The sequence below is a fragment of the Chloracidobacterium validum genome, assembly GCF_018304825.1.
GTDB classification, from domain to species: domain Bacteria; phylum Acidobacteriota; class Blastocatellia; order Chloracidobacteriales; family Chloracidobacteriaceae; genus Chloracidobacterium; species Chloracidobacterium validum.
In genome coordinates this window covers 334,779-360,712 of sequence record NZ_CP072648.1, presented here as the reverse complement: position 1 = coordinate 360,712, position 25,934 = coordinate 334,779, and the positions used below count along the sequence as shown (strand labels likewise).

22 protein-coding genes are annotated in these 25,934 nt (G+C 59.5%); 10 read left to right on the top strand and 12 right to left on the bottom strand.

The window, feature by feature from the left end:
* Positions 1-56: 56 nt before the first annotated feature.
* Entirely contained in the window at positions 57-2,045 is a 1,989-nt protein-coding gene (gene metG, locus J8C06_RS01475) for a methionine--tRNA ligase (protein ID WP_211429034.1), read from the bottom strand.
* A gap of 164 nt (positions 2,046-2,209) precedes the next feature.
* Between metG and J8C06_RS01470 the strand changes: the two genes are divergently transcribed.
* Complete coding sequence (locus J8C06_RS01470; RefSeq protein WP_211429033.1) at positions 2,210-3,562, top strand: flavin-containing monooxygenase; 1,353 nt, start codon at positions 2,210-2,212, stop codon at positions 3,560-3,562.
* A 5-nt stretch (positions 3,563-3,567) separates the two neighbouring features.
* Here J8C06_RS01470 and recR read toward each other — a convergent pair whose 3' ends face one another.
* The 9 genes from recR to dcd form a co-directional block, all read right to left on the bottom strand.
* Complete coding sequence (gene recR / locus J8C06_RS01465; protein WP_211429032.1) at positions 3,568-4,173, bottom strand: recombination mediator RecR; 606 nt, start codon at positions 4,171-4,173, stop codon at positions 3,568-3,570.
* 22 nt (positions 4,174-4,195) lie between these two features.
* Positions 4,196-4,528 carry a YbaB/EbfC family nucleoid-associated protein gene (locus tag J8C06_RS01460; protein WP_211429031.1) on the bottom strand — a complete coding sequence of 111 codons (333 nt, stop codon included), beginning with the start codon at positions 4,526-4,528 and terminating at the stop codon, positions 4,196-4,198.
* Positions 4,529-4,605: 77 nt separating this feature from the next.
* Positions 4,606-6,303 (bottom strand): hypothetical protein, encoded by a 1,698-nt coding sequence (locus J8C06_RS01455; RefSeq protein WP_211429030.1) that lies wholly within the window; start codon positions 6,301-6,303, stop codon positions 4,606-4,608.
* Between the two features lie 233 nt (positions 6,304-6,536).
* Entirely contained in the window at positions 6,537-8,327 is a 1,791-nt protein-coding gene (locus J8C06_RS01450; protein ID WP_246602056.1) for a DUF3488 domain-containing protein, read from the bottom strand.
* On the bottom strand, positions 8,290-9,306 hold the full coding sequence (locus tag J8C06_RS01445; protein ID WP_211429029.1) for a zinc-dependent alcohol dehydrogenase family protein: 1,017 nt from the start codon (positions 9,304-9,306) through the stop codon (positions 8,290-8,292). Before J8C06_RS01445 ends, J8C06_RS01450 begins: the two co-directional genes overlap by 38 nt.
* 24 nt (positions 9,307-9,330) lie before the next feature.
* Positions 9,331-10,569 carry a beta-ketoacyl-ACP synthase II gene (fabF, locus tag J8C06_RS01440; RefSeq protein WP_455423718.1) on the bottom strand — a complete coding sequence of 413 codons (1,239 nt, stop codon included), beginning with the start codon at positions 10,567-10,569 and terminating at the stop codon, positions 9,331-9,333.
* A gap of 72 nt (positions 10,570-10,641) precedes the next feature.
* The gene (locus tag J8C06_RS01435) at positions 10,642-10,884 is read right to left on the bottom strand and encodes an acyl carrier protein (RefSeq protein WP_211429027.1); all 243 of its coding nucleotides are present in this window, start codon (positions 10,882-10,884) and stop codon (positions 10,642-10,644) included.
* Positions 10,885-10,967: 83 nt separating this feature from the next.
* Entirely contained in the window at positions 10,968-12,299 is a 1,332-nt protein-coding gene (locus J8C06_RS01430; protein WP_211429026.1) for a dihydroorotase, read from the bottom strand.
* Positions 12,300-12,306: 7 nt separating this feature from the next.
* The gene (gene dcd, locus J8C06_RS01425) at positions 12,307-12,894 is read right to left on the bottom strand and encodes a dCTP deaminase (RefSeq protein WP_407064904.1); all 588 of its coding nucleotides are present in this window, start codon (positions 12,892-12,894) and stop codon (positions 12,307-12,309) included.
* 60 nt (positions 12,895-12,954) lie between these two features.
* On the opposite strand from dcd, the gene J8C06_RS01420 reads away from it, so the two are divergent.
* From J8C06_RS01420 to J8C06_RS01410, 3 genes are all read left to right on the top strand, one after another.
* Complete coding sequence (locus J8C06_RS01420; RefSeq protein WP_211429024.1) at positions 12,955-14,133, top strand: hypothetical protein; 1,179 nt, start codon at positions 12,955-12,957, stop codon at positions 14,131-14,133.
* Entirely contained in the window at positions 14,130-14,585 is a 456-nt protein-coding gene (locus tag J8C06_RS01415) for a YybH family protein (RefSeq protein WP_211429023.1), read from the top strand. Before J8C06_RS01420 ends, J8C06_RS01415 begins: the two co-directional genes overlap by 4 nt.
* Before the next feature lie 136 nt (positions 14,586-14,721).
* Positions 14,722-16,212 carry an ABC1 kinase family protein gene (locus tag J8C06_RS01410; RefSeq protein WP_211429022.1) on the top strand — a complete coding sequence of 497 codons (1,491 nt, stop codon included), beginning with the start codon at positions 14,722-14,724 and terminating at the stop codon, positions 16,210-16,212.
* A 100-nt stretch (positions 16,213-16,312) separates the two neighbouring features.
* On the opposite strand, the gene J8C06_RS01405 is transcribed toward J8C06_RS01410, so the two are convergent.
* Complete coding sequence (locus J8C06_RS01405; protein WP_211429021.1) at positions 16,313-18,157, bottom strand: M61 family metallopeptidase; 1,845 nt, start codon at positions 18,155-18,157, stop codon at positions 16,313-16,315.
* Between the two features lie 140 nt (positions 18,158-18,297).
* On the opposite strand from J8C06_RS01405, the gene J8C06_RS01400 reads away from it, so the two are divergent.
* Positions 18,298-19,068 (top strand): enoyl-CoA hydratase/isomerase family protein, encoded by a 771-nt coding sequence (locus J8C06_RS01400; protein ID WP_211429020.1) that lies wholly within the window; start codon positions 18,298-18,300, stop codon positions 19,066-19,068.
* Positions 19,065-20,096 (top strand): ThiF family adenylyltransferase, encoded by a 1,032-nt coding sequence (locus J8C06_RS01395; protein WP_211429019.1) that lies wholly within the window; start codon positions 19,065-19,067, stop codon positions 20,094-20,096. Before J8C06_RS01400 ends, J8C06_RS01395 begins: the two co-directional genes overlap by 4 nt.
* 7 nt (positions 20,097-20,103) lie before the next feature.
* On the opposite strand, the gene J8C06_RS01390 is transcribed toward J8C06_RS01395, so the two are convergent.
* On the bottom strand, positions 20,104-21,627 hold the full coding sequence (locus J8C06_RS01390; protein ID WP_211429018.1) for a leucyl aminopeptidase: 1,524 nt from the start codon (positions 21,625-21,627) through the stop codon (positions 20,104-20,106).
* Positions 21,628-21,781: 154 nt separating this feature from the next.
* On the opposite strand from J8C06_RS01390, the gene J8C06_RS01385 reads away from it, so the two are divergent.
* The 4 genes from J8C06_RS01385 to J8C06_RS01370 all read left to right on the top strand — a co-directional run bounded on the left by J8C06_RS01385 (position 21,782) and on the right by J8C06_RS01370 (position 25,907).
* Complete coding sequence (locus J8C06_RS01385; protein WP_211429017.1) at positions 21,782-23,017, top strand: Ig-like domain-containing protein; 1,236 nt, start codon at positions 21,782-21,784, stop codon at positions 23,015-23,017.
* A gap of 271 nt (positions 23,018-23,288) precedes the next feature.
* Positions 23,289-24,344 carry a rod shape-determining protein gene (locus J8C06_RS01380; RefSeq protein WP_211429016.1) on the top strand — a complete coding sequence of 352 codons (1,056 nt, stop codon included), beginning with the start codon at positions 23,289-23,291 and terminating at the stop codon, positions 24,342-24,344.
* Positions 24,345-24,357: 13 nt separating this feature from the next.
* On the top strand, positions 24,358-25,257 hold the full coding sequence (mreC, locus tag J8C06_RS01375; protein WP_211429015.1) for a rod shape-determining protein MreC: 900 nt from the start codon (positions 24,358-24,360) through the stop codon (positions 25,255-25,257).
* 38 nt (positions 25,258-25,295) lie between these two features.
* Positions 25,296-25,907, top strand: a complete 612-nt coding sequence (locus tag J8C06_RS01370) for a hypothetical protein (RefSeq protein WP_211429014.1) — start codon at positions 25,296-25,298, stop codon at positions 25,905-25,907.
* The last annotated feature ends 27 nt before the right edge of the window (positions 25,908-25,934 follow it).

Sequence of the window (25,934 nt, the reverse complement as noted above, 5' to 3'; positions counted from 1 at the left end):
CTGTGGTCCTCCGCCGTCGTCAAGACTTGAGAAATACGCTGGGGGCAGGCGAATGATTACTTGAGCCGCGCGCCGTTTGGCACGTCTTCCGTGAACGTGGCAATGACCGGTTGTCCTTGCTCGCCGACCGAAGCGGCCAACAACATGCCGTTGGATTCAAACCCACGGAGCTTACGCGGAGCCAGATTTGCCACAACGACAATTTTCCGCCCGATGAGCGTTTCCGGGGCGTAGTACTGCGCAATCCCGGCCAGAATCTGGCGTGGGGTCGCTTCACCGACATCCACTTGCAAGCGCAGGAGCTTATCCGCTTTGGGCACCCGCTCGGCTTCAATCACCTGCCCCACCCGCAGTTCGACCTTCGCAAAGTCGTCTATTGCGATGTAGTTCGTTTCGGTGGTTGGTTGTCCAGTGTCTGGGGCTGGCGGCGCAGCCGCCGGGGCCGGTTGGGTGGTGGCTTCAATATCACTCATGATGGCTGTTTTATCCAAACGTGGGAAAAGTCCGGGGCCGTCGGTGACGACCGCGTTCTCGAAACGCTGCCATGAGAGGTCTTCGGGAGCAACTGCCGCCGGTTGGCCCGGCAGCCCCAACCGATGCCAGAGCGCAGTGGTGGCATCGGGCAGGAAGGGGTAGAGCCAAACGGCCAGGTGGCGTAGCCCTTCGGCCACCGTGTGCAAAATGGTTGCCAGGCGCGGCCGCGCTGCCGGGTCGCCGGTCAACTTCCACGGCGTCGTATCGCTCAGGTACTTGTCCAGCAAAGCGACGAGTTCCCAGGCTGCCTCCAGCGCTCGGTTGAGAGCCAGGCGCTCGATGTGGGCAAGAAACACTGGCGGCTGCGCGGCAAATCGTTCGGCGATGGCGGCGGCAGCGGCGCGAGCGTCTTCCGGGGCATCGAGCGGCACATTCGGCACTATCCCGTCAAAGGCCTTGCGAATGAGCGTCAGCACGCGGCTGGCCAGATTGCCCAACCCGGAAGCCAAATCACCGTTGGCGCGGTCAATGAGAGCCTCATAGGTGAAGTCTCCATCCTGCCCATAGGCCATCTCGCGCAAGCAAAAATACCGCACCACGTCATTGGCGAAATGACGCCGCAGCACGCTCAAATCAATGGCATTGGAGCGACCGCTGGCATCCGGCGTTTTCGACATCTTGCGCCCCCCGGAAAGCCACATCCCGTGTGAAAAGACGCGCTGCGGCAAAGGCAATTCTGCCGCCATCAAAAATGCCGGCCAGTACACGGCGTGAAAACGCAAAATGTCCTTCCCTACCAAATGCAGTACATGCGGCCAGAAGCGGTCAAACTCCGCCCAGACCGCGTTGCCATACCCAAGCGCCGTGATGTAGTTCGAGAGCGCATCAAACCAGACATACATCGTGTGCGCCGGATCGTCAGGCACCGGGATGCCCCACTTGACCGAGACGCGACTGATGGAGAGGTCGCGCAAGTTGGCGGAAACGAAGCTGCGCACCTCATTGCGCCGGGTATCGGGCTGCACGGCATCGGGTTGGGTGTCGTAGAAAGCCAGCAGCCGCTCACGAAAAGCCGAGAGCTTGAAAAAGTAACTTTCTTCCGCAACGCGCTCGGTCGGGCGCAAATGGATGTCACAGACCGGCGCTTCACCCGGCGTTATTTCGTCCTTGAACTCGTTACAGCTTGAGCAGTACCAACCTTCGTAATGCCCCTTGTAGATGTAGCCGCGGTCACGCACCTGCCGCCACAGCGCCTGCGCGCCGGCAATGTGGGCCGGGTCAGTCGTGCGAATCCAACGGTCGGCTTGAAGCCCAAAGGCCGCGAAGGTCGTCTGAAATTCGGTGACGATGGCATCCACATGCGCTTTGACCGGGCGGTTGGCCGCCGCCGCCGCACGTTCGATGTTGAGACCGTGTTCGTCTGTCCCCGTGAGAAAGAAGGTTTCAAAGCGGCGCTGCCGGTAATGCCGCGCCAAGGTGTCGGCCAGCAGGGTTGTGTAGAGGTGGCCCAAGTGCGGACGCGCATTGACGTAGTAAATCGGCGTGGTGACGTAGAATCGGCGGTCGGTCATAGGCGCATGGATGACATAGCCGGCCAACAAGCGCAATGCTTACACCAACTCGACTTCCAGTCAGACAGTTTCGGAGCATTCACTTGTTGCTTGGGTGGAATCATGTTCTACACTCATTGCCTGTCGCTCCCCAAGCCGCTGATTTTTTGAGACCGTTCACACCCATGGCACGCACAACGGCTGAACTTCCAAAAGTTTGCATCATCGGCGCCGGCTGCTCTGGCATTACCGCAGCCAAAGCCCTCTACGAGCACGGCTTTGATTTTGACTGCTATGAAAAAAGTGACCGGGTTGGCGGCAACTGGGTTTTTGGCAACAAGAACGGGATGTCTTCGGCCTACCGCCGGCTCTTCATCAACACCTCCCGCGAGCGGATGCAGTATTCCGACTTCCCGATGCCGAAGCACTATCCAACCTTCCCGCACCACTCACAAGTCGCTGAATACTTTGACGCCTACGTTGACCATTTTGGGTTTCGGTCGCGCATCCAGTTTGAAACCGGCGTTAGGCGCGCGGAGCAGGTCAGTGATGGCACATGGGTCATCACGCTCGATGACGGCCGTACGTCACGCTATGACGCGCTCATTGTGGCCAACGGTCACCACTGGAATCCACGCTACCCAGAGCCGCCATTCCCTGGTGAGTTTCAAGGGTTGACGCTCCATTCCCACCACTACATTGACAACGACATCTTTCGTGACAAAAACGTAGTCATTCTGGGCATGGGCAACAGCGCCATGGACATCGCCTGTGAGTCCAGCGAAGTTGCCAAGCAAACCTTTCTGGCGGCGCGACGTGGGGCGTACATCATCCCTAAGTACATTTTTGGCAAGCCGCTCGACCAGATCGTGACCACCGCCAAAATTCCCTGGTCAGTGCGGCAGCGCATGTTTGAGTGGACGTTACGGCTGACCGTGGGGCGCATGGAAGATTATGGATTGCCCAAGCCCGACCACCGCTTCGGCGAAGCGCACCCAACGATTTCCGGCCGCATTCTCGACCGGATCACCCACGGCGTCATCACCCCCAAACCGAACATTGCGGAACTCCTCGGCAGCCAGGTTCGCTTCACTGACGGCAGCATCGAGGATGTAGATGTCATCGTGTATTGCACAGGCTACAAGGTGACGTTTCCCTTCTTTGATGAAGACTTCATTTCCGCCCCAGACAACGACCTGCCGTTGTTCCGCCGGGTGTTCAAACCGGACATTCCAAATGTTTTCTTCATTGGCTTGCTCCAACCGCTGGGTGCGATCATGCCGCTGGCAGAGGCCCAGGGACAGTGGGTGGCAAGTTATTTGAAGGGTGAATACGCCTTACCATCCCGTGCCGACATGGAAGCTGACATGGAACGCGAACGGGCGCGGATGTTCGCGCGCTACGTCAAGTCAAAGCGGCACACCATGCAGGTGGATTTCGACGACTACCTGGCCGATCTGGACAAGGAGCGGCGGCGCGGTGAAGCGCGGGCGCGGAAGCGCGGACAGGCACTTCCCATTCCGCGACAAGTTCCCTGATACGTTCACAGCTCGCGCCGATAAGTGAGTGCCTTGTGCAGCGTGACCTCATCGGCGTATTCCAGGTCGCCGCCCACCGGCAACCCCATCGCCAAGCGCGTCGTGCGGACGCCAATGGGTTTGAGCAACCGCCCGATGTAGTTGGCCGTGGCCTCGCCTTCGGTCGTCGGGTTGGTGGCTAAAATGACTTCGGTGATGTCTAGGGCGCGGAGACGTTCAAGGAGTGAGCGAATGCGAATGTCATCTGGGCCAATCCCGCGCAGCGGGGACAAGACCCCGTGGAGGACATGGTAGAGACCTTTGAATTCACCGGTCCGCTCGATGGCGAACACGTTGTGGGGTTCTTCGACAACACACAGTACGCGCCGGTCACGCCCTGGATCCGTACAGTATTCGCAGGGGTCGCGCGCCAGATCCGTCAAGTTGTGACACACTGAACAGAACGTCACCCGTAACTTGATCTCGGCAATGGCTTGCGCCAAGCGGTCAACATCTTCCGGCGTGCTCCGCAGGATGTGAAAAGCCAGCCGCTGGGCTGATTTATGGCCAATACCCGGCAACCGCCTCAATTCGTCAATCAGACGGGCAATCGGTTCGGCAAACTCCGGCATGCTATGCCACTGTCAGGACGCATCAGGACATGCCGGGAATTTTCAGGTTGCCCAGGAGTCCCGACATCTGTTGCTGCATCTGCTGTTGGGTTACTTCATCGGCCCGGCGACCGGCTTCGTTGACGGCGGATACGATCAGCGCCTCAAGCATTTCCTTATCAGTGAGGACTTCAGGGTCAATCTTGACTGACATAACTTGCTTGAGTCCGTTGACCGTGACGCGCACCATTCCGCCCCCGGAAGTGCCTTCGCAGCGTGCACTTTCCAGGGCGCGCTTGATTTCTTCTTGTTTCTGCTGCATCTGCTCCATGGCACGTTCGAAGCCAGGCAAACGATCCAAACCGGGTAACTTCATGGTTGTTTCCTCGCACAAAAGAAAAGTCCGGCCAAGCTGCAACGCCGACTGAGGCGACAGCATAGCCGTTTGCTGGCTTACGGGGAATTCGATGTCACGGACGATGGACGGTGCAGAATGAGATAGCCATCAAGCTCGGCAAAGACTTTATACTTAGACAAAAATAACGCTGGCACACCCTCAATCTCACTGAGAATGACTTCTTTCATTTGAGGACGTTTTTTGAGAATGACCCAAGTCACCTGCCGACGTTGCGCCTCCGCAAACAAATCACCTGGAGACAACGGATTGGCCGTTCGGTCGAAAATGACAACCGGTAGTGGGTTGTATCGCCCGGTCGTGACATAAAACGGTTCCTCTTGCGGAAGACAGATGATGGATGCATCAGGCGGGATGGTTGCCTCCACAAATCCAAGCAATTCACTAAAGTCGCTCAAATACGGGGCATGTGTCGTTAGCCCGCGCAAGGGACCACTGGTTGCCGTCTGAGTCCTGTCACCACTCTGATCAACATAACGCAAACGGACATTCTTCTGAATATAGGGAACAGCCGCCACCGTCATCATGAGGCCAAGCGCCCAACTGATGCCCAGTCGGCCCCGGCCGCTTGGAAAGACGTTGAGCGCACTGCCCAGCATCAAGAAAAATAAAGCCCATATGCCGTATGAGGAGCGGACGTGACCCTGTGACAGAAACGAGAAAAACGCCACCATCGGGCACAACCAAGGCAGAAGCGCCGGCACGAGACCTTCGGCGCATGTCAACAATCGAAGCGACCAGGTTCCGGTTACTAAGGCCAGCAACATGACCGGCACCCAAAGCGACAGCAGTGGGTAGTTGAAATCAACAAAAACGTGGCCGGCGAGCAGGGTCATGCCAATCACGACAATGAACGGTCCAAGCAACGACGCCAAGCCGGCTGAAGCCTTCCAACCGGGCGTTTTTTCACCCGCGACCTGTTGCCACAACCACCACCCAAGAACGAGCGCGACGCCATTTACCCAACGTGACCAAGTGCCATAGGTTTGACTTAGCGTTGGCCGCGCCAGCCGCCGGCTGGCCGACACAAACACCCAAAACAGGTAATTCTCGATACCGCAAGTCGCCGCGATCCACCCCAGCGCCGCAGCGCCGCCACCCAAGATGCCATAGAGGAACCACCTTATGGCTTGCTCACTTCTTGCCTCCCCTGGCATTTGCCCACCAGACTTCCGCCCACTCCAAAAGCCTATCCACACTATCGCAAGCGTTATCAAGCCCAGATACGGATAGCCCATGTTCTGCTTGGCCAGCGCCGGCAACACTGTCGTCATGCCGCATGAAAACACCACGACCGGCCGTACCGGCGTCGTCATCACCCAGTGCAGTACGTTCAGATTCAATAGGATCAGTAACGCCGCATCGTGATCGTAAAACGGATGAGGGTAAATCGAATGCGGCGCTAGCCAGGCCAATGGCAAACACAGCCCTACTGCCGACCACGCCGACACCAAAACCCGCATCAGGCGGTAAGTTAGCAGTACGTACAGCACATTCACGACCGTGCAGTACCACGCCGTCATCTGGTAGCTAAAACCAAAGAGCTTGATCAGCGTCGCCTGGATGTGAAACGTCAGCGGCGAGTGTGGCAGAACGAAATCCCGGTACATCACCTCGCCCTGCGCAATCCGCCACGCCGTGTCCATGATGTAGGCGTAATCGCCCAGCACCCCGATGCGCGTTGTCTGCCACTGGTGGACAACCCCGGCCCCAGCGGCCACCAGACAAGCCGCCACCCACGGGGCAGCTTGCCGCCAGCGGTTACCCGCAGACCGCGATGGCGTTCCTTGAGTCGAGTCGGATGCAGATTGTGCCGAAGTGTCCACCGTGGGCCATCACCTGAAACGCCTGCCGCGTCTCAGCTAAAGAAGAGTGCATTGTCTACCGCCGAACCATCCGTGCGCCGTCCCTAACCTATCCCTTGTCGTCTTGCTTAGCACGATGACACGCCACCGCTGACCTTGCTTCATCAACGTGCGCTGGTTTCCTCTCGTGCCGGCCGATGCAAAACAACATAACCGTCGAACTGGGCGGCGACCTGATAGCGACCCATGAAGAGTTCCCGCAGACCTTTGATTTCACGCGCCAGAATCCAGTCCATTTGCAGTCTTCTCTTGACGATCACCCACGTTACCCGACGCCGTTCAACTTCTTTTAGGACCTCCTCTGGCGAGAATGGACTGGCCGTTCGATCAAACACGGTGATTGGCAACGGGTCGCGCCGCCCGGTTACCACATAGAAGGGATCCTCGTGTGGAACGCACACAACTGGCTCATCTTCAGGAATGTAATTAGCCACAAAGCCAAGCAGCTCGCCGAAGTTACTGAGCTGAGGACTAAAAGCCGTAAACCCGCGAAGCGGACCCACAGAAACCGTTTGTCGCGGCCCCTCGACCAGCCCAACGTAACGCATCCGCACGTTACGTTGGATGTACGGCAGGGCAGACAGCATCAGCAGGCTTGCCATTCCCCACCCCACCAGTGCCTGGCGCCGCTCGCCAACCAATGGACGTAGGGCATACGCCACCATGACGACAAAAAAAGCCCAAATTCCATAGGATGACCGAGCATGACCTTGTGACAAAAATGAAAAGAACACCACGGTGAGGCCTATCCAGGGCAAGCTTTCACCGACCATAGACGTGGCGCGCCGGGCGACAGACGGCAACTGCCATAGTCCGGCAACCAGTGTCAGCATCATCACCGGCACCCACAAGGACAAAAGCGGGTAGTCGAACCAGACAAAGAGATGGCCGACAAGAAACGACAGGGCAAGCACGACGACAAAGGGACCAAGGAGCAATGCCCAGCTCACTGTCATCACCCAGGACGGACCAGTCCGCTTTTGATAGCGCAACCACAGCCACCAGCCTAGTATGAGAACCGCTCCAACGCTCCATACCGACCAATCCCCATAGGTTTCCTGGATGGTGACAAGGTTCAACCGGCCACTTGCCGAGACAAACACCCAAAACCAATAGTTCTCCAGCCCACAGGTCATTCCAAGCCAAGTCACAGCCCCGACAATCCCGCCGACAACTCCAACGCCAAACCACCTCACGCCACCCGGATTCCCCACAGGCTCAACACCGGCAGCTTCATTCCAGCGTTTTTGCCACCACCCCCACCATGCCACCCCAACCAGCACAAGCCCCAAGTATGGGTATCCCACATTTTGCTTGGCCAGCGCCGGGAGCACAGTTGTCGCCCCACACAACATGGCAACTGCCGGGCTTACCGGACGCATCACCACCCAATGAAGCAAGTTCAGATTCAATAAAATGAGCAAAGCCGCATCCGGATCGTAGAACGGATGTGGGTAAATCGAATGCGGCGCCAGCCACACCAATGGCAAACACAATCCCACCGCCAACCACGCCGACACCAAAACCCGTATCAGCCGGTAGGTCAGCAGCACGTACAGCACGTTCACTACTGTGCAGTACCACGCCGTCACTTGGTAGCTAAAACCAAAGAGCTTGATCAGCGTCGCCTGAACGTGAAACGTCAGTGGCGAGTGCGGCAGAACGAAATCCCGGTACATCACCTCGCCCTGCGCAATCCGCCACGCCGTGTCCATGATGTAGGCGTAATCGCCCAGCGCGCCAATCCGCGTCGTTTGCCACTGATGTACAACCCCTGCCCCGCCGGCCACAAGCCAAGCGGCAAGCCACGGAGCAGCTTGCCGCCAGCCAATATCCGCAGACTGCGATGGGGTTGCCTCAGTCGAGTCGGATGCAGATTTTGCCGAAGTGTCCACCGTGGGCCATCATCTGAAACGCCTGCCGCGTCTCATCGAGCGTGAAGATTTTATCCACCACCGGGCGAATCTGGTGGTGCTCCAGTGCGCGATTCATCGCCTCAAACATTTCCCGCGAACCAACGATAATCCCTTGAACGCGGATGTTTTGCATCAAAATCGGAGCGATATCCACCTCTCCGGTACGTCCAGACAAAACGCCGATCAGGCTGATGTGGCCACCAAAGCGCACAGAACGAATGGCCCTCGTTAGGGTTCCAGCGCCGCCGACCTCGACGACGTGATCCACGCCGCGCCCACCGGTCATTTCCCGCGCGGCTTTGTCCCAATCGGGCGCTTGCTTGTAGTTGATGATTTCGTCCGCACCCAGGGCCTTGGCGCGTTCGAGCTTCTCATCGCTGCCGGACGTAATGATGACCCGCGCCCCGGCGGCTTTGGCAAACTGGAGCGCGAAGATGGATACGCCGCCGGTGCCCTGCACCAGCACCGTATCGCCCGGCTTGAGTTGCCCATGGACAATGAGCGCACTCCACGCCGTCAGCGCCGCACAGGGGAGGGTCGCGGCTTCCTCATCATTGAGATACGCCGGGACTTTGATGACTCCGTCCTGTGACAACGCGCGGTATTCGGTCAGCATGCCGTCGAGCGGCCCACCCAAGGTCGTGGTTCGCACCTTCTCAACGGCAGGCTCACCCGCGATCCACCCCTGTGCGAAGATTCCGGCCACCCGGTCGCCAACGGCAACCCGCGTCACACCTTCCCCGACGGCGACGACTTCTCCAACGCCATCCGAAAGCGGAATGAGCGGCAACGGTTGCTTGGGATTGTAGACGCCCGTCACCGTCATCAGGTCACGGAAGTTGAGTGAGGTCGCCCGTACCCGCACCAAGACTTCGCCGGCCCCTAGCTCTGGGTGTGGGCGCTCGGTCAGCGTAAGCTGGTCAATGCCAAACTGATTGGCAAGCTCAACACATTTCATCTTTTTTCATCCCCCTATGAGCAGCTACCCGTTCGCCACCCGGCGGAACACCAGTGAAACATTCGTGCCGCCAAAGCCAAAAGCATTGCTCATGGCATAGTTGAGCGAACGTTCGCGGGCCATCTGCGGAACGCAATCCAGGTCAACATCTGGCTCATCGAGGTTGATGGTGGGCGGAATTCGCCCGTCCCGCAGCGCCAGTACGGTAATGGCGGCTTCGAGCGCCCCGGCCGCACCCAACAAATGACCGGTCATGGATTTTGTCGAACTCACGGCCAACGACGATACAGCGTCGCCAAACACCTGCCGAATTGCTCTGGCTTCCGCCGCGTCGCCGGCCGGAGTGCTGGTGGCATGGGCGTTGAGGTAGCCAACTTCCGCCGGAGCAATGCCCGCATCCGCCAGCGCCTGCTGCATCGCCCGCGCCGCACCGTCGCCAACGTCGCGCGGGTGTGTCAAATGGAAGGCATCCGCCGACTGCCCAAAGCCGACCATCTCCGCCAGCGGCACACAGCCTCGCGCCAAAGCCTGTTCTCGCTCTTCAAGGACGAGAATCGCCGCCCCCTCGCCCATGACGAAACCATCGCGTTGCTTGTCAAATGGGCGACTGGCCCGCGTTGGTTCGTCGTTGCGCGTCGAAAGGGCGCGTATGGCAGCAAAGCCCCCAATCCCGGTTGGAGTTACAGCCGCCTCCGCGCCTCCGCACAGCATGGCGTCAGCGCCACCGGTCTGAATCAAGCGGAAAGCCTCGCCAATGGCATGCGCCCCGGAAGCACAGGCTGTCGCCGGAGCTAAGTTCGGACCTTTCGCGCCAAAGCGAATCGAGACTTGCCCACTGGCCAGGTTGATGATGGACGACGGAATGAAAAACGGAGAGACCCGATGCGGACCCTCGCGGTGTAGCTTGGCGTGCTCACGCTCGATGATGGTTAGCCCACCTAATGCCGACCCAATGTTTACCCCGACGCGGGTTGCGTTGTCATCCCGAATGCTCAATCCACTGGCATCCACGGCTTCCTGGGCGGCCGCAATGGCGTAGTGGATAAACGGGTCCATCTTTTTGATTTCTTTTTTCTCAATGAATGTCGCTGGATCGAAGCCCCTCACTTCACCGGCGATCCGGGCGGCAAAATCCGAGGCGTCAAAGCGCGTAATCGGGCCGATGCCGCTTACCCCACCCAGCAGTGCCTCCCAGCTTTTGGGAACATCCAGCCCAAGCGGGCTAACCATCCCAACTCCGGTGACGACGACACGACGTTTCATCATGGGAAACCTCCGCAATCATCGTTCAACTGGATACAATCAACTGCTAGATACAACAAACCAAGGGCTTGATTAGCCAAGCTTGGCTTGGATGTAGCTAACCGCATCTTTCACGCTCAGGATTTTTTCGGCATCCTCGTCTGGAATTTCGAGACCGAAATCCTCCTCGAAGCGCATGACGAGTTCCACCGTATCAAGTGAATCGGCGCCCAAGTCTTCGATGAACTTCGCTTCCAACGTCACTTCGCTTTCATCCACGCCAAGTTCCTCGACGATGATGGCTCTGACTTTCTCTTCAACTGATTGCTCTGCCATGAGCGAATGGATCCTCTCTCTGTGTATTTGACGAGTACGGGCATGTGTCAAACATACCCCACTACAAGAAAAATCGGCGCACGTTAACTTGTCCGGTGCGCTACCGCAACCGTTTCCGTGTGTGGTTCCACGGCTGGTGCGGCAGTGCATAAGCGTTTCCCGGCGATAAACGTCATGACCGGTCGCCCCCTGAGTCGCCAGCCATCAAAGGGACAGTTCCGTGCTTTCGACTGCCACCGTCCCACGTCCACGGTCACTTCGCCGTGAATGTCCAGCAGTGTCATATCCGCCGGCTGGCCAATTTGCAATGTCCCGCCGGGCAACTTGAATGCGCGTGCTGGACCGGTTGAAAACAGCTCGATGATGCGCATCAGCGGCAGGCCATGCCGCCAGTGAAGCTGGTCGAGCATCAGGCTCACAGCGCACTCCAAGCCAACGACCCCAAAGGGCGCGTGGGCGAGCACTTGATCTTTTTCAAGCGCCGTGTGGGGAGCATGGTCGGTGGCAATGCACGTCACCGTACCATCGGCGACGCCTTCGAGCAGGGCCTCGACATCCGCTGGCTCCCGCAGCGGTGGATTCATCTTGGCCGCCGCGCCCAGTGTCAACAGGGCGGATTCATCCAGTGTGAGATGGTGCGGCGTGACTTCACAGGTCAGCGGCAAGCCTTCAGACTGGGCGCGCCGCACGATTTCCAGCGACCCGGACGTACTCAAATGCGCAATGTGAATGTGCGCGCCAGTCAGACTTGCCAACACGACATCGCGGGCAACATCAACTTCCTCGGCGGCGCGGGTCATGCCGCGCACCCCCAACTGGGTGGAGACGGCCCCTTCATTGACAACGCCCCCGGCTGCCAGATCGCGATTTTCGCAGTGGTCAATGATCGGCAACCCAAAATCGCTGGCATACTCCAGCGCCCGGCGCAGGAGGTTGGCATTGGCAATCCCGTGGCCGTCATCCGACAACGCTACAACTCCGGCGGCGGCCATGCCTCCGATGTCGGACAACACTTCGCCCTGCAAGCCCTTGGTGACAGCGCCGACCGGATACACCCGGCACGCGGCCGACTCGCGGACGCGGTCTAAAATGTAGCGCGTGACCAGCGGCGAGTCGTTGACCGGCGACGTATTTGCCATGCAGCACACCGCCGTAAAGCCTCCGGCCGCGGCCGCCCGCGTTCCGGTGGCAATGGTTTCTTTCGCCGTGAAGCCGGGTTCGCGCAGGTGAACGTGAACGTCAATGAACCCCGGCGCGATGACCAATCCCGCCGCGTCCAGGACGTCGGTATTGGGTGGTACTTCTAGCCCATCGCCAATCGCGGCAATGCAGCCGTCCGTCACCAAAATATCCCGCGCGGCATCCAGGTTCTGGGAAGGGTCGCAGACTCGGCCGTTACGAATGAGAAGCGACATGGCGCGACTAGACCTTTGCCAACGTCAAACCCGACTGACCTTGGTACTTGCCGGCGCGGTCACGATACGACACGGCGCAGTCTTCGTCCGACTCAAAGAAAATGATCTGAACGAAACCCTCCTCCGCATAGAGCCGCACGGGCAAGTTCGCCGCATTGTATAGTTCAATGACCAGCCGCCCCTTCCAGTCGGCTTCGAGTGGCGTGGTGTTTTGAATGAGGCCGCAGCGGGCATAGGTGCTTTTTCCAAGCGCAATCGCCGTGACGTTGCGCGGCATCTGGAACTGCTCAATCGTCACCCCCAGCGCGTAAGAATGCGGCGGCAACAACCAGTACTGGCTGCCATCAGCAGCCGTGCGCAGCGGGATGTCAAGCAAATTGTTGGGGTTGAAGTTTTTTGGGTCCACTTCTGTCCCCTGAATCGGCGAGAAGACCTTGAACTCATCCTTGGCCAACCGACAATCATAGCCATAGCTCGATAGCCCACAACTAATGATGCGGCGATCCTCGACTTGGCGAATGAGTTGCCGCTCGAAGGGAGAAATCAGATGATATTCTTCGCACATGCGAAGGATCCATTTGTCAGACTTAATCACAGGTAGTTTCCACGACGCATCCAGACTTTGCTCAACTACGTTACACCGGAACCCAATGATATGGCAGCCAGTCCTCCCTTACTCAAGCAATTTTTCAACGTTTTCAGCCTGTTTCTGATGGTTTCCGGCCCGGGTGGCGTAGCGGTTGGGGGAAGCCCTCAGCGGGCGCGGCCGCCAGCGACGACCGAGGAACAAACCGGGCCCTTGTCAGAGGTAGGGATGTATCGCCTAGTTCAGCGTCTCCGCCAGCAACAGATGACTACCGAAGCCGCCATTCGTGAGCTGCGCCAACGCGGCATCGCCTTTGAGGTTACGGATGAAATCCTGGCGCGCACGCGCCAACTGGGTGCGCCGAGCGCCTTTATCACGGCGCTGATTGAACTCGATTTGCAGCGTGATACACCACGCCCGACCGTGCGCCCGAGGCGAACCGATACGGTGCCGTCTGGTCCGTTCCCGCCCCGACCCAGGCCGTCCGCCGTCGAACCCAACGTCCGCCCAGAAGAAAACGAAACCGAGGATGAGCCGGCCCGCCTAAGACAAATGCCGCTCATTGAGCAGGCCCGGTTCTACGCCCTGCAAAGCGCCGATGACCTACCTGACTTTATCGTCACCCAAACCATCCGGCGACTGGTCCGTGATGACAGCGGTCGCTGGCAGACGCGCGACCTGCTCGAAACGGAGGTGCGTGTCGAAGGCGGCCGCGAGCGCGTCGAACTGCTCAAAATCAACGGACGCCCTACCAACCGGCGATTTGAAGAGCTTGGGGGAGCAACGTCCGTCGGAGATTTTTCTGGTCAGCTTTCGGCGCCCTTTCTCCCAAACACCAACACCCGCTTCAGTGAAGTCAAACGTGAGCGTTACCGTGGTCGCAACTGCTGGGTCTATGACTTCCTGGTTCCCCAGGCCAGTTCTGGCTATACCCTGACCGTCAAGCTTTCCGATGGTCGCCCCCAACGCATTCAAGTTGGCTATCAGGGCAGTATGTGGGTGGATGAAGAAACCAAGCGCATCGTTCGGATTGAGCACGTTGCCACCGACATTCCGCCGGGGTTTCCCATGTCACAGGTTGAATCGGCTGTGGACTACGATTGGGTGACGATCCTCGGCCAGCGCTATTGGCTGCCGCTTACTGCCGAGACGATCCAGGTGAGCGATGCTTACCGTCAGGCATTTCGCAACATCAGCGAGTTCAGAAATTATCGAAAATTTGAAGGCGACATCAAAATCATCGAATGAAAACCATCCTTTTCCGGCATGTGCTGTGGAGTGGCTGCTTACTTTGGTTGCTGGCCGGGGGCGGTCTTGGTTCGGAGCGACCGCATCCGACCGTGGTGGCCGTGCGCGCGCTGCTCGAGGCGCAAGTCACCGCCTGGAACCGCGGCGACCTGGAAGGCTTCATGGAAGGCTATTGGCGCTCGCCCGAACTCACCTTCGTTTCAGGCACGACGGTGACCAAGGGGTGGGAAGCCACCTTGACCCGCTATCGCCAGCGTTACCAATCGGAAGGACGCGCCATGGGAACACTCCGCTTCGACGACTTGGTTATCGAGCCGGTCGGACCGCGCGCGGCCCTCATTCGGGGCGCCTGGCGCGTGACGCTTCCCGACCAGGTTATGGCCGGGCGGTTTACGCTGCTCGCGCGACGGTTTCCAGCCGGCTGGCGTATCGTCTATGACCACACATCTTGACTCCAGTGAAGCGGAGTGGCTTGTCTGTGACGGAACACACCGGTTTTTGTCGCTTTTGCCGTTGACCTGGGTTTGCTATAACGGCTGAGGCCTTAGCTGACCTGGCGTTGCCCCGCGCCGGCAGCGCCAGACGCCCATGAACCGTAGCTTGCCAGCCGACTTCTCCATTCCACCTGTTGTTCAACCACCAGTCGTTCCCATAAAGCGGGGCGCATGGGCGTGGGTCCGCCACTGGCAACGCACCTGCTTTGTGCTCTGGGTGCTCGGTCGCTTTGCCTGGATGCTGTACCGCGATCTGCGCCGAGCGCGAACCCATTCGGGTGGCAACTTGGCGGACTTGCCCGAAAAGCAGCTTGAAGCGCAGGCATCCCGCCTCCGTGAGCAACTTATCCGGCTTGGACCAACCTTCATCAAGATTGGCCAAGCTTTGGCAACGCGCGCTGACTTACTGCCCGTAGCTTTCATTCAGGAACTAGCCAAGCTTCAAAATCGCGTTCCGCCGTTCCCCAACACCGAGGCGTTTGCCATCATCGAGCGCGAGTTAGGCCAACCGGTCACGAAACTCTTTCGCGCAATTGACCCGCAGCCCGTGGCCGCGGCCAGCCTAGGGCAGGTCTATCGCGGTGTCCGGCATGACGGTCAGGAAGTTGCCATCAAGGTTCAGCGGCCAAATCTCCCGGCGCGCATCAGCGAGGACGTCGTCATTCTACGCCGCATTGCCCGGTGGATGGCTCGCTCACAACGTCTTTTCAAGGGTAACGACTGGGTGGGCATGATTGATGAGTTCGAGCGGACAGTCTATGCCGAGCTCGATTACCGTAACGAAGGGCGGAATGCTGACCGGTTCCGCCAGAACTTCGCCGACTGGCCGCGCGTTCATGTCCCAACCATTTTCTGGGAGCAAACGACCTCGCGGGTCATCACGATGGAGTTTCTGCGTGGTATTTGCGTCACAGACCTCGATGGGCTGGCGGCAGCCGGGATTGACGCCAAGGAAGCCAATGAGCTGATGTACCGGACCTATTTCAAGCAGTTGCTTGAGGACGGTTTTTTTCACGCCGACCCACATCCCGGCAACATCCTCATCCTGCGCGACGGACGCCTGGCGTTCTTCGACTTTGGCATGGTGGGACACATTTCGCCCAAACTCCAGAGCCAAATGGTCAGCGCCTTTTTTCACCTCATTGACCGCGACGCGCCGGGCATCGTGCAGGACTTGGTCGGACTCGGCTTTCTGTCGCCCGAAGCCGACATGGAGGACTTCGCGCGTGTGGTTGAAGACCTCTTCCGGCGCAAGCTCGATGTCAACCTTTCCGAAGTCCGCTTCAAAGACCTGACCTACGATTTGGGCGACATCATTTACCGCTATCCGTTTTCAACGCCGGCCTCATTTACGTTCATCATTCGTGCGCTGATGACGCTGGAAGGCATCAGCATCACGATGAATCCACGCTTCAACTTCCTTGAAGTCGCCATGCCTTATGCCCGTGATTTCCTGTTCCGGCGGGAAAGCGCGCAACTGCGCGAAAAAGTCTGGGCCAGTCTGCACGATGCCCGCAATGGCCGGCTCAACTGGACGCGCGTCTGGAACCTCGCCCGCACAGCCCTGGCGCTATACTTTGCCTAGCGCCAGAAGCCGCCCGGCAGCGGCTTGTGACTTTTGTCACCTGGCCTTGTGACTTTTGTCACTTGGCGTTGCCGGTTTGGGTGGCAACGCTTCTTCAACCTCATGGCTCAGGCTGAATCAAGCCAAGCCACTCCCGGTACAATCGGGCTTGCGTCGGGCTGGGCGCGGCAACTGGACGCAACTGGATATCGGTTCGCGTTTCTGGTTGCAGCGTGACGGAAAATTCCCGGAGCTTGCCGCGCCGAAACACCAGCACCTTGACGACCTCGCCCGGCTGCCGCTTCATCAACAGCGCCGGAAGCGTCGCCATCGTAGCCTGTTCGCCATCAAGCGCCACCAGAATATCGCCACGGTCCAGTCCAGCCTGAAAACCGGCTTCGGTTGGCAACACATTGGCAATCACGGTTTGCCTTTCGTCGCCGGCCAGCTCGATGCCCAGTGAAACCTTCGGCTGCTTGGCTGGGCGCGACTCAATCAACTCGACGCCGACAACCTCCAGGTAGTCACCGTACGGTAGCTCATCCGTGCCGTCCACGTAGCGCGCAAAGAAATCCGCATAACTGGCGCCGGTGACGGCTTCGACCGCTAGCTGCATGCCGTTTTCCGGGTAGCCGACGCCACGTTCGGCATAGGTGGCGGAGAGCCAGCGCATGGCATCGTCCAGGGATTTGGCCCCACCTGTTCGCCGGCGGATGTCCAGGTCGAGCAGGAGCGCCACCAGCGCGCCTTTCGTGTAAAAGTCCACCCGCACGTTGCTGTCATCCGGGGTCAACCACGCATCAAAGCTGGCGGCCGTCACCGGGGTCACCAACCGCCCCGGTGTGCGCTGTTGGGAGGCAATGGTCGTCGCCACGGCGCGCAGGTAATCCTCAACCGAGATGACCCCCGCCCGCCGGCAGAGCAGATCGTCGTAGTAGCTCGTGACTCCTTCCGCCACCCATAGATTGCGCGTGTGGACTTCGCGGCTGTAGTCAAACGGACCGAGCCCCTGCGGGCGAATCCGCTTGACATTCCACGCATGGAAAAACTCATGGGCCGTGATGGCATAAAAACGCTGCGGGCGCTCATCGAAAACGCTCGATGGAAAGGTGATGCTGGTGGAGTTCAAGTGTTCGACACCGTGAAAGCGCCCGCCCGGCAGCGAGTGATACAAAAACCAGTAATCGGCAAACGGGGCCTTGCCCCCAAACATGGCCACGGTCGCCGCGACGATCCGCTCGACCTGCCCGGCCAGTTCGTTCAACGGCAGGCTGACCGGCCCCTGAAACGCCAGGTGATAGGTCGTGCCGGCGTGGTCAAATCTGACTAGGTTGAGGGTTGGACTGGCTATCCCCGGCGCATCCGCCAGCGTGTCGTAGTCTGGGGCTTCATAGACAAACGGCTCACCAACCTTCTTGAGCGGATACGCGCACTGCCAGCTCTGGGGAATCGTCAACGACAGCCGCGCCGGACGGTCCTTTTGCCCGACGACGTACATCAGCAGGTTCGTGCCGTTCCAGTACAGTTCTTCGTCGTTCCAGAGCGTCGAACCGGCGTCAAGGGTATTGGCATAGTAGGCATAGGCCACCCGCACCTCCCGGACGCCGCCGCATGGCACGCGCCATGTGGATTTATCAACCTTTTCCCAGGCCAGAGTCCGCCCGGATTGGTCGGTAGCCGTGAAGTCGCGCACGTTTCGGGCGTAGTTTTGAATCTGATACCGTCCCGGGCGCCAGGCCGGCAACGCAAAGTCAACCACTTTGGTCGTCTCCATCGGCTTGTAACGGATGGTGACGGTAATCAGATGCGAATTCGGCGCTTGCGGCGTCAGATTGTATTCAATCATCGGTTTGGAGGTTTGGGCGCGCGCGGCGAGCGAAAAGGCAAAGATGCCGAACCAGCAACAACCAAGCAGTAGGTGTGCCGAGCGCCGTCCGGCGCGGCGCAGAAATAACCAAGTTGACATCGTATGGGAATCACTTTTTGAGGATTGGAAGGATGCGCTCACGATGAGTACTCTAGCTAAAGTCCGATTTGGCGGACAGTGAAACAAACCAGAGGAGCGACCACGGCCTTGACTGTCGGCGTGGTTTGAAACCGTACATCATGAGTGAACTACCTAACGCCGTTCTCTATGAAGTTGCCGAGGGCATCGCCACCGCGACGCTCAATCGGCCGGAAAAGCGCAACGCGCTGGACGCCACCTTGCTTGACGGGTTGCGGGCCGCCATCCAGTCGGCTGCTCAGGACGCCACCGCGCGGGTCCTGGTCGTGACCGGAGCCGGCAAGGACTTCTGCGCCGGAGCCGACTTGTCGGCCCTTGAAGCCATGGCCGCGCAGGATGTCATGGCGCATTTGGGCGATGCCGAAAGGCTCGTGCATCTGTTTACCGCCATGCGCGACTGCCCCAAGCCAATCGTGGCGCGGGTGCGTGGGCGCGCGCTGGCCGGCGGCTGTGGGCTGGCTTCCGCCTGCGACCTCATCGTGGCCGACGAACAGGCCCAGTTTGGGTACCCGGAAGTCGGCATTGGTTTCGTGCCGGCCATGGTCATGGCCATTCTGCGGCGCAACCTCGGAGAAAAACGCGCGCTGGAATGGGTCTTGACGGGGGAAATCATTTCTGCCCAACGCGCTCAGGACTGGGGGCTGGTGAATCGCGTGCTGCCAAGTGACACGTTTGACGAACGCTTTCAGGCGTACGTCGCCCAGCTCGCGGCGCGCAGCAGCTCGGCCCTGCACTTGACCAAGCGCTTGCTCTACCACATGGACGGCCTGAGCTTCGAGGCGGCGCTGCGCAGCGGCGCGGACATCAACGTGCTGGCGCGCCACACAGCCGACTGTCGCGCCGGGATTGCCAGGTTTCTCAGCAAGGCATGACCGAACGTTATTCGCGCCAGAGGCTATTTGCCGGCATCGGCGCGGATGGGCAAGCGCGGTTGGCAGGCAAAAGTGCGCTCGTTGTCGGGTGTGGGGCGCTGGGCTGTACGTTGGCGGAAATGCTCGTCCGGGCGGGCGTCGGGCAGGTGCGCCTCGTGGATCGGGATTTCGTCGAATGGTCTAACCTCAATCGGCAAGTCCTGTTTGATGAAACTGACGCCCGCGAGCGCCGCCCCAAGGCGCGCGCCGCCGAGGCACGGCTGCGGGCCATCAACAGCGCCATCACGGTGGAAGGCATCATTGCCGATGTCACGCCGGATACGGTCGAGTCGCTGGTCGTCACGGCCGATGTCGTGCTCGACGGCACGGACAACTTCGAGACCCGCTACCTCCTCAACGATGCCTGCGTCAAGCATGGGAAACCCTGGATTTATGGGGCTGCCGTCGGGAGCCAGGGCGCGACGATGACGATTCTGCCAGGCGAGACACCGTGCCTGCGCTGCGTGTTTGACGAGCCACCGGATGCCGCAACCACGCCGACCTGCGAAACGGCCGGGATCATTCTGCCGGTCATCCAAACCATCGCAGCCGCCCAAATCGTCGAAGCCCTCAAACTCCTGACCGGACAGGCCGCCCTTTGCCGCCGCGATTTCTGGCAAGTGGATGTCTGGACCAACCGGCAGGCCCGGCTGCCCCTCCCCGCCGAACGCCGGCGCGCGGATTGTCCGTGCTGTGGGCAGCGACGCTTCGCGTTCCTGACGGCCGAACGCGCGTCCTTCACGGCCGTTTTATGTGGACGCCAAGCCGTCCAGGTCAGCCCCGGCCGGGATAGGTCGGCCGCGCCGGATTTCGTGGCGCTGGCCGCCCGGCTGGTTGCCATTGGAGATGCGCGCCATAACGCCGATGTGCTGCGCTTTGCCGCCGACGGACTGGACGCGACCCTGTTCCGGGACGGACGGGCAATCATCAAAGGCACGTCCAGCCCTGACCAAGCGCGGGCGTTCTACGCGAAATACTTCGGACTGTAGGTCACCGTCAGTTTCCCGCCGGTGACGCTTCCGCGCCTTGGGCCGTGGCGCGTGCCAGGACGAATTCCACCAGCGTGCCGACACCAAAGCCGGTCGGACCTTTTGGCAGGTGGGGCTTGTTTTCGGTGTTCCAGGCAACGTTGGCAATGTCCAGGTGGGCCCAGGGCGTATCCCCGGCAAACTCACGCAGGAACCACGCCGCCGTGATGCTGCCGGCGTACTTGCCGCCGACGTTCTTGAGGTCGGCAATGTCACTCTTGATCAGCTCGCGGTACTCCTCATCGAGCGGCAGCGGCCAGATGCGCTCGTCAGCCGCCTGAGCCGCAGCCCGGAGGTCTGATGCGAGCTTGGGATGGTGGCTGAAGAGTCCGGCATAGCGCAGGCCAAGGGCAACTGCGATCGCGCCGGTGAGCGTGGCGAGGTCAACCAGACAGGTGGCCCCCAACTGGCGGGCATAGGCCATGGCATCACAGAGAATCAGCCGCCCTTCGGCATCGGTATTGATGATTTCGACCGTTTTGCCGAGCATGGTGCGAACGACATCACCGGGGCGGGTCGCCTTGCCGGAGGGCATGTTTTCACAACTGGGAATGATGCCGATGACATTGATGTTTGGCCGCAGTTGGCCGATTGCGCGCATCGCGCCCAGAACCGCCGCGCCGCCAGCCATGTCGTACTTCATTTTTTCCATGTTTTCGGCCGGCTTGAGCGAAATACCGCCGGTGTCAAAGGTGATGCCTTTGCCAATCAGCGCAATCGTTTCCTGGTTCGTTCCGTTGCGTGGCTTGTAGTGGACGGTAATCAAACGTGGTTCCTCGACCGAACCACGGGCGACGGCGAGCAGGGCTTCCATCCCTAGGTCGCGCATTTTGTCTTCGTTGAGAATCTCGGTTCGCAGACCGACTTCATTCGCCATTTCTTGGGCATGATGGGCCAGGGTCGTGGGGGTCATCCGATTGCCCGGCTCGTTGACGAGAAATCGCGCGAAGTTGACCGCCTCTCCGAGAATCGTTCCGCGCTGAATCCCCAGGTTGTAATCCTCGGTGTCGTCATTCGTGGCCAGAAATGTCAAGGTTTCAATCTGAACCAGTTTCGTGTCCTCGGTGCGGTAGCTATCCACCGCAAGGGTCGCCAGATGCGCGCCAAGGGTTGCCGCTTGAGCAAAGGCCTGCGCACTCAGCGCACCAGTACGCGGTGCAATCCCAAAGTGCCGCGCCCCTTGTGTCCCGGCGCTCCGAACGGCGGCGGCGACACTCTCGCGGATGGCTTGCGTCGTGAGCTTTCCGGCCGACCCAAGCCCCACGAGCACCACCTTACGGGCAACGGACCCGGCCGAAGCGTGCAGGGTGAGGAGTTGCCCCGGATTACCGCGCATTTCAGCCGTTCCCAACACGGCAGGCATCCACTCGCGGGCAATGGGGAGCAAGTCAACCAGCGCACCGGGGTTGGTAACATCCTCGGTAAAAACTGGCATGATGAGCGCGTCTAGCGTGTCCTGAGCAAAAGGCTGACAACGGTTGCGAAAGGTCATGGCACTGCGTGGCTCCAGGTGAGTGAATAGGCAAAATATGGTAAGCGATTTTTGATTTTGCACAGTCGGGTGTGCTATAGCGATAGCAGGTGGAGAGGCCGCCATGTACGGTCTCAGAACTGTCAGGATTCGTTCAACCAAGCAACAATGCTCAATGTACGTCCAACCGGGCAATAAAAACGCTGCGTCAACCAAATTCAAGCGTCCGCTTCTGGATTGGTACCTCATTTCCCGACGGACGTTCTATCAAGTGATAGCTGGGTTTTTACTGCTCGTTGCCGCAATTGTCGGGTTATACCTCTGGAAACGCCACCAAGACGCCCTGGCCGGACAGTTTGAAGCCCAATCAGCGCGGCTGGTGCAAGTGCTTGGCAGTGTCTCGATCAAGCGCGCGCGCACCAACCAACTGGAGCAGGCTACACCGAACGCCCTTCTCGAACCGGGCGACATCATCATTACTGCCTCAGACGGCTCGGCAGTCATTCAGTACGTTGACCGCAGCGTTCTCAAACTGAAACCCGATTCAAGCGTGCTCATTCAGGAAAACGCCAAAAACACAAAAACTGACCAACAAGTCGTGCGCAACCGTGTCGAGGGGGGGACGGTCAACATCAGCACGGGCGTCATTCGGACTTCTGACGATGTCAACGAACTGGCCTCGAAAAACATCAAGTTCAATGTGACGCAAAACACCAGCGCCGAAGTCAACGTGGCCGGCGAGCGGGTGCGCGTCAATGTTGAGCGCGGGGAAATCCGCAGCACGACTGACCGGGGCGTTACGGAAAGTATTCGCACCAACACGAGCGTCGAGTACGAGCGGGATCAAAAAACTGCGCAGTACACCCTGCTGGCCCCACCGCGCTTATCGTCCCCCACCAATGCCCGCGTCTTCCCGCTAGAGTATGGCAAGCCCCTGCCGGTTATGTTTTCCTGGGGAACGGTGTCGGAAGCCGCGCGGTATCAATTACAAGTGGCTGACTCACAATACTTTCTCGACCGGGCGTTGATTTTTGAGAAGGATACGGATAGCTCCGAATTTGCTTGGCAGGTCAACTCGCAGAGCGGGACGTATTGGTGGCGCGTGCGCGCTGTGGCCCGCGACGGACGGCCAGGCGTCTGGAGCGAGGAATTTCGGTTGACCTTCGTTCCCCGCCAACCAGGGCTGACGGATACCCCCATCTACATCGGCAATGTACGGGTTTCGCGGGTGGCGGCTGGCATCCACAATGTTTCCGGGGAAACCGAGCCAGGCGCGGAAATCCGAATCAACGGACGTGCGGTTCCGGTGGATAGCGACGGGCGATTTTCGCTCGTCCTTCCGGGGCAAACCTTCCGGATCGCAGCCTCGGACGCCCGCGGACGGCACGGTGAAAAAATCGTCACGAATTGAACCATAGCCTCACACGCGCCGATGCCTTTGGGCGGCGAATGGGGCGCTTCGCGAGTTTAGTCCAGCCCAATGGGCGGGTTACCCGCGGCGGATCGGAAAAATTCCGTGGCTTGATACGGCATTTCTTGACAACACGTAAAAAGTGAACAACGTTTCACCAGCAGTTTTTTCGGTCAGGGTTGAGCCTCTAACACATGCCGATAACTGCCATTGGGCAGCCGTGTCGTCTGCCTGTGAACTAGCCTGTTGGGACTTATACTTTCTTTTGTCAATGAAACTGCGTTCTATCTTCAACTATTTCTCCAATGATTTGGCCATTGACCTTGGGACGGCCAACACCCTGGTGTATGCCAAGGGACGTGGCGTCGTGGTCAGTGAGCCATCCATTGTCGCTATCAACAAAATTACGCACCAAGTCGAAGCCGTCGGCAAGGAAGCCAAGGAAATGATCGGGCGGACACCGGGCAACATCGTGGCCATTCGCCCGATGAAGGATGGCGTCATTGCCGACTTTGAGGTGACGGAGAAAATGCTCCAGCACTTCATCCGGCGCGCCCACAATGGTAAGTCCTGGGTGTCACCGCGCGTCGTCATTGGCGTCCCGGGTGAAATCACGCAGGTTGAGTTGCGCGCCGTCGAGGACGCTGCCTATCGCGCACGCGCGGCTGAAGTTTACTTGGTCGAAGAAGCCATGGCGGCCGCCATTGGCGCAGGACTCCCCATTACCGAGCCGTACGGCAACATGATTGTGGACATTGGCGGCGGCACGACCGACATTGCGGTTATTTCCCTTTCGGGCATCGTCTATTCCCGCGCGGTTCGGGTGGCCGGCAACGAGTTGGACGAGTCCATCTCACAGTTCATCAAGCGCAAGTACAACCTGCTCATCGGCGAGCGGACGGCCGAGCAGGTCAAAATTGAGCTTGGTTCGGCACATCGGCTGGAAGAACGGCTCACCATGGAAATTCGTGGGCGCGACCTCATTGAAGGCATTCCAAAGACGATCACCATATCGGACGAGGAAGTTCGTGAAGCCATGGCCGAGCCGATCGCCACGATTGTCAATGCGGTCCGGGTTGCGCTTGAACGAACGCCACCAGAACTATCCGCCGACATTGCCGACCGTGGCATCGTCCTTACCGGTGGCGGCGCGCTGCTCAAGGGGCTGGATAAGCTCTTGATGAAAGAAACGCGCGTGCCGGTGACGCTGGCGGAAAACCCGTTGTCATCGGTCGTGCTTGGCACGGGCAAGATGCTGGGTGACTTTGAGCTTCTCAAGCGCGTGAGCCTGGGCGGCGCATACGCTAAGCACATCATCGCCAACTGAAACGGAGGGAAGGATGCTGACCTTGCCTTCGCCCCTCCAAAAGCTTGAGCCGGCGCGCCGCGTTGCCCTACTGGTTGGGGGGCTACTGCTGGCGCAGTTTCTGCTGATGTCACTTCACGCCCGCGCCCGCGCGCTGGGGCAGAGCCTGCCCCGGACGGCGGTCATCACCCTGCTCCAACCCCTGCAAAAAGCAGCCGATGCGGTGGTGACCACCGTCGTCGCCATTTGGTCTGGCTACATTGACTTGCGTGGTGTGTATGTCGCCAATCAGCGCCTCCAGGCCGAAAACGACCGACTGCGCCTGGCGTTGGTCGAACGGGAGCGCGAAGCGCTGGATGGTCAACGGCTGCGCGAGCTGCTGGCGCTCAAGCAAGCCTCGCCGGCACCAACGGTCGTAGCGAATGTGATTGGCGGAGACGGAACCCCCTGGTTTCGGCAAGTCACCTTAGATAAGGGTTCCGTGGACGGCGTGCTCATCAACGCGCCGGTCATGACGCCACAGGGCATCGTCGGACGAGTCATCGCCGTTGGGCCGACCGCGGCCATCGTCCAAACCATTGCCGATGGGCAAGCCGGGATGGGTGTCACCCTGGCGGGGTCACGGGTCAACGGCGAGCTGCGTGGTCAAAACGCGCGGCTGTGTCGGCTGGATAACATCTCAGGACTCACGGAAGTCAATGAAGGTGAAATGGTGTTGACCAGCGGACTCGACGGCGTTTATCCCAAGGGGTTGATTGTCGGCACGGTCGAGTCGGTTGAGCGCGGTTCCGGGGCCGGACTGCACCGCATCTTGGTGCGTCCAGCCGCGCCATTGGAGCGACTGGAAGAAGTGGCGGTGCTTCCCCCAACCGTTCGGATGATGGTGTCTGACGTGCCGCGGCCAACGCCCCCGACGAAATCGCCCGCGAAATAGATGCGAAACAAGCAACGGAGTAGAACGATTCAAACGCCATGCTCTCGCCATACGCCATGCGTCAGTCACTTCCCCAGCGCCGCCTAAGCGCCAAGCTCATCTCGCTTGATCTCGGACCGACGGCGCGCGTGACCATTGCGGTCTTTCTCATGGCGGCGTTGCAAACCATTCTGGTTCGTCTGCCACGGGTTGGCTTTCTGTTTGAGTACGTTGATTTTATCTTGATATTGACCGTCTTCGTCGGCGTTCAGCCCCGAGCGCTGCGCGCGGCAATGGTTGGCATGGCCGGCGGACTGTTGCAAGACCTGATACTCGGAGTGCTGTATGGCGCGAGTGGATTCACGAAGATGCTGATTGGCTACACGCTGGCCGTCACCAGCGTCAAGTTCTCACTCGACAGCAAAGCTACGCGCCTCCTGGTCCTGCCGCTCGCTTCCGTTACCAACACCGGCGTGTTTACGTTCTTTTTGTATTTCTTTTCCCTACTGCCGCCGGGCGCTACCTTTCGTGATGTCGTCCGGGTTGGGATGCTGTCCCTGCTTGGAAACAGTCTCGCCGGGCTGGTGTTGTTTCCCTTAGCCGACCGCTGGTTAGGCAAGTGGATTACCGTCCGCAGTACCGACGCGCCAATCGCGCCCCGCGCCTTTTAGGGAATACCCATAACCGTAGGCCTCACG

Bases quoted from the DNA above. Each gene is read 5' to 3' on its own strand.
- mreC (WP_211429015.1), top strand. From the start codon at position 24,358: ATGCTGACCTTGCCTTCGCCCCTCCAAAAGCTTGAGCCGGCGCGCCGC.
- J8C06_RS01380 (WP_211429016.1), top strand. From the start codon at position 23,289: ATGAAACTGCGTTCTATCTTCAACTATTTCTCCAATGATTTGGCCATT.
- J8C06_RS01405 (WP_211429021.1), bottom strand. From the start codon at position 18,157: ATGTCAACTTGGTTATTTCTGCGCCGCGCCGGACGGCGCTCGGCACAC.
- J8C06_RS01410 (WP_211429022.1), top strand. From the start codon at position 14,722: ATGAACCGTAGCTTGCCAGCCGACTTCTCCATTCCACCTGTTGTTCAA.
- J8C06_RS01460 (WP_211429031.1), bottom strand. From the start codon at position 4,528: ATGAAGTTACCCGGTTTGGATCGTTTGCCTGGCTTCGAACGTGCCATG.
- J8C06_RS01390 (WP_211429018.1), bottom strand. From the start codon at position 21,627: ATGACCTTTCGCAACCGTTGTCAGCCTTTTGCTCAGGACACGCTAGAC.
- fabF (WP_455423718.1), bottom strand. From the start codon at position 10,569: ATGAAACGTCGTGTCGTCGTCACCGGAGTTGGGATGGTTAGCCCGCTT.
- J8C06_RS01385 (WP_211429017.1), top strand. From the start codon at position 21,782: ATGTACGTCCAACCGGGCAATAAAAACGCTGCGTCAACCAAATTCAAG.
- J8C06_RS01400 (WP_211429020.1), top strand. From the start codon at position 18,298: ATGAGTGAACTACCTAACGCCGTTCTCTATGAAGTTGCCGAGGGCATC.
- J8C06_RS01415 (WP_211429023.1), top strand. From the start codon at position 14,130: ATGAAAACCATCCTTTTCCGGCATGTGCTGTGGAGTGGCTGCTTACTT.
- J8C06_RS01420 (WP_211429024.1), top strand. From the start codon at position 12,955: ATGGCAGCCAGTCCTCCCTTACTCAAGCAATTTTTCAACGTTTTCAGC.
- J8C06_RS01370 (WP_211429014.1), top strand. From the start codon at position 25,296: ATGCTCTCGCCATACGCCATGCGTCAGTCACTTCCCCAGCGCCGCCTA.
- recR (WP_211429032.1), bottom strand. From the start codon at position 4,173: ATGCCGGAGTTTGCCGAACCGATTGCCCGTCTGATTGACGAATTGAGG.
- J8C06_RS01470 (WP_211429033.1), top strand. From the start codon at position 2,210: ATGGCACGCACAACGGCTGAACTTCCAAAAGTTTGCATCATCGGCGCC.
- metG (WP_211429034.1), bottom strand. From the start codon at position 2,045: ATGACCGACCGCCGATTCTACGTCACCACGCCGATTTACTACGTCAAT.
- J8C06_RS01430 (WP_211429026.1), bottom strand. From the start codon at position 12,299: ATGTCGCTTCTCATTCGTAACGGCCGAGTCTGCGACCCTTCCCAGAAC.
- J8C06_RS01435 (WP_211429027.1), bottom strand. From the start codon at position 10,884: ATGGCAGAGCAATCAGTTGAAGAGAAAGTCAGAGCCATCATCGTCGAG.
- J8C06_RS01395 (WP_211429019.1), top strand. From the start codon at position 19,065: ATGACCGAACGTTATTCGCGCCAGAGGCTATTTGCCGGCATCGGCGCG.
- J8C06_RS01445 (WP_211429029.1), bottom strand. From the start codon at position 9,306: ATGAAATGTGTTGAGCTTGCCAATCAGTTTGGCATTGACCAGCTTACG.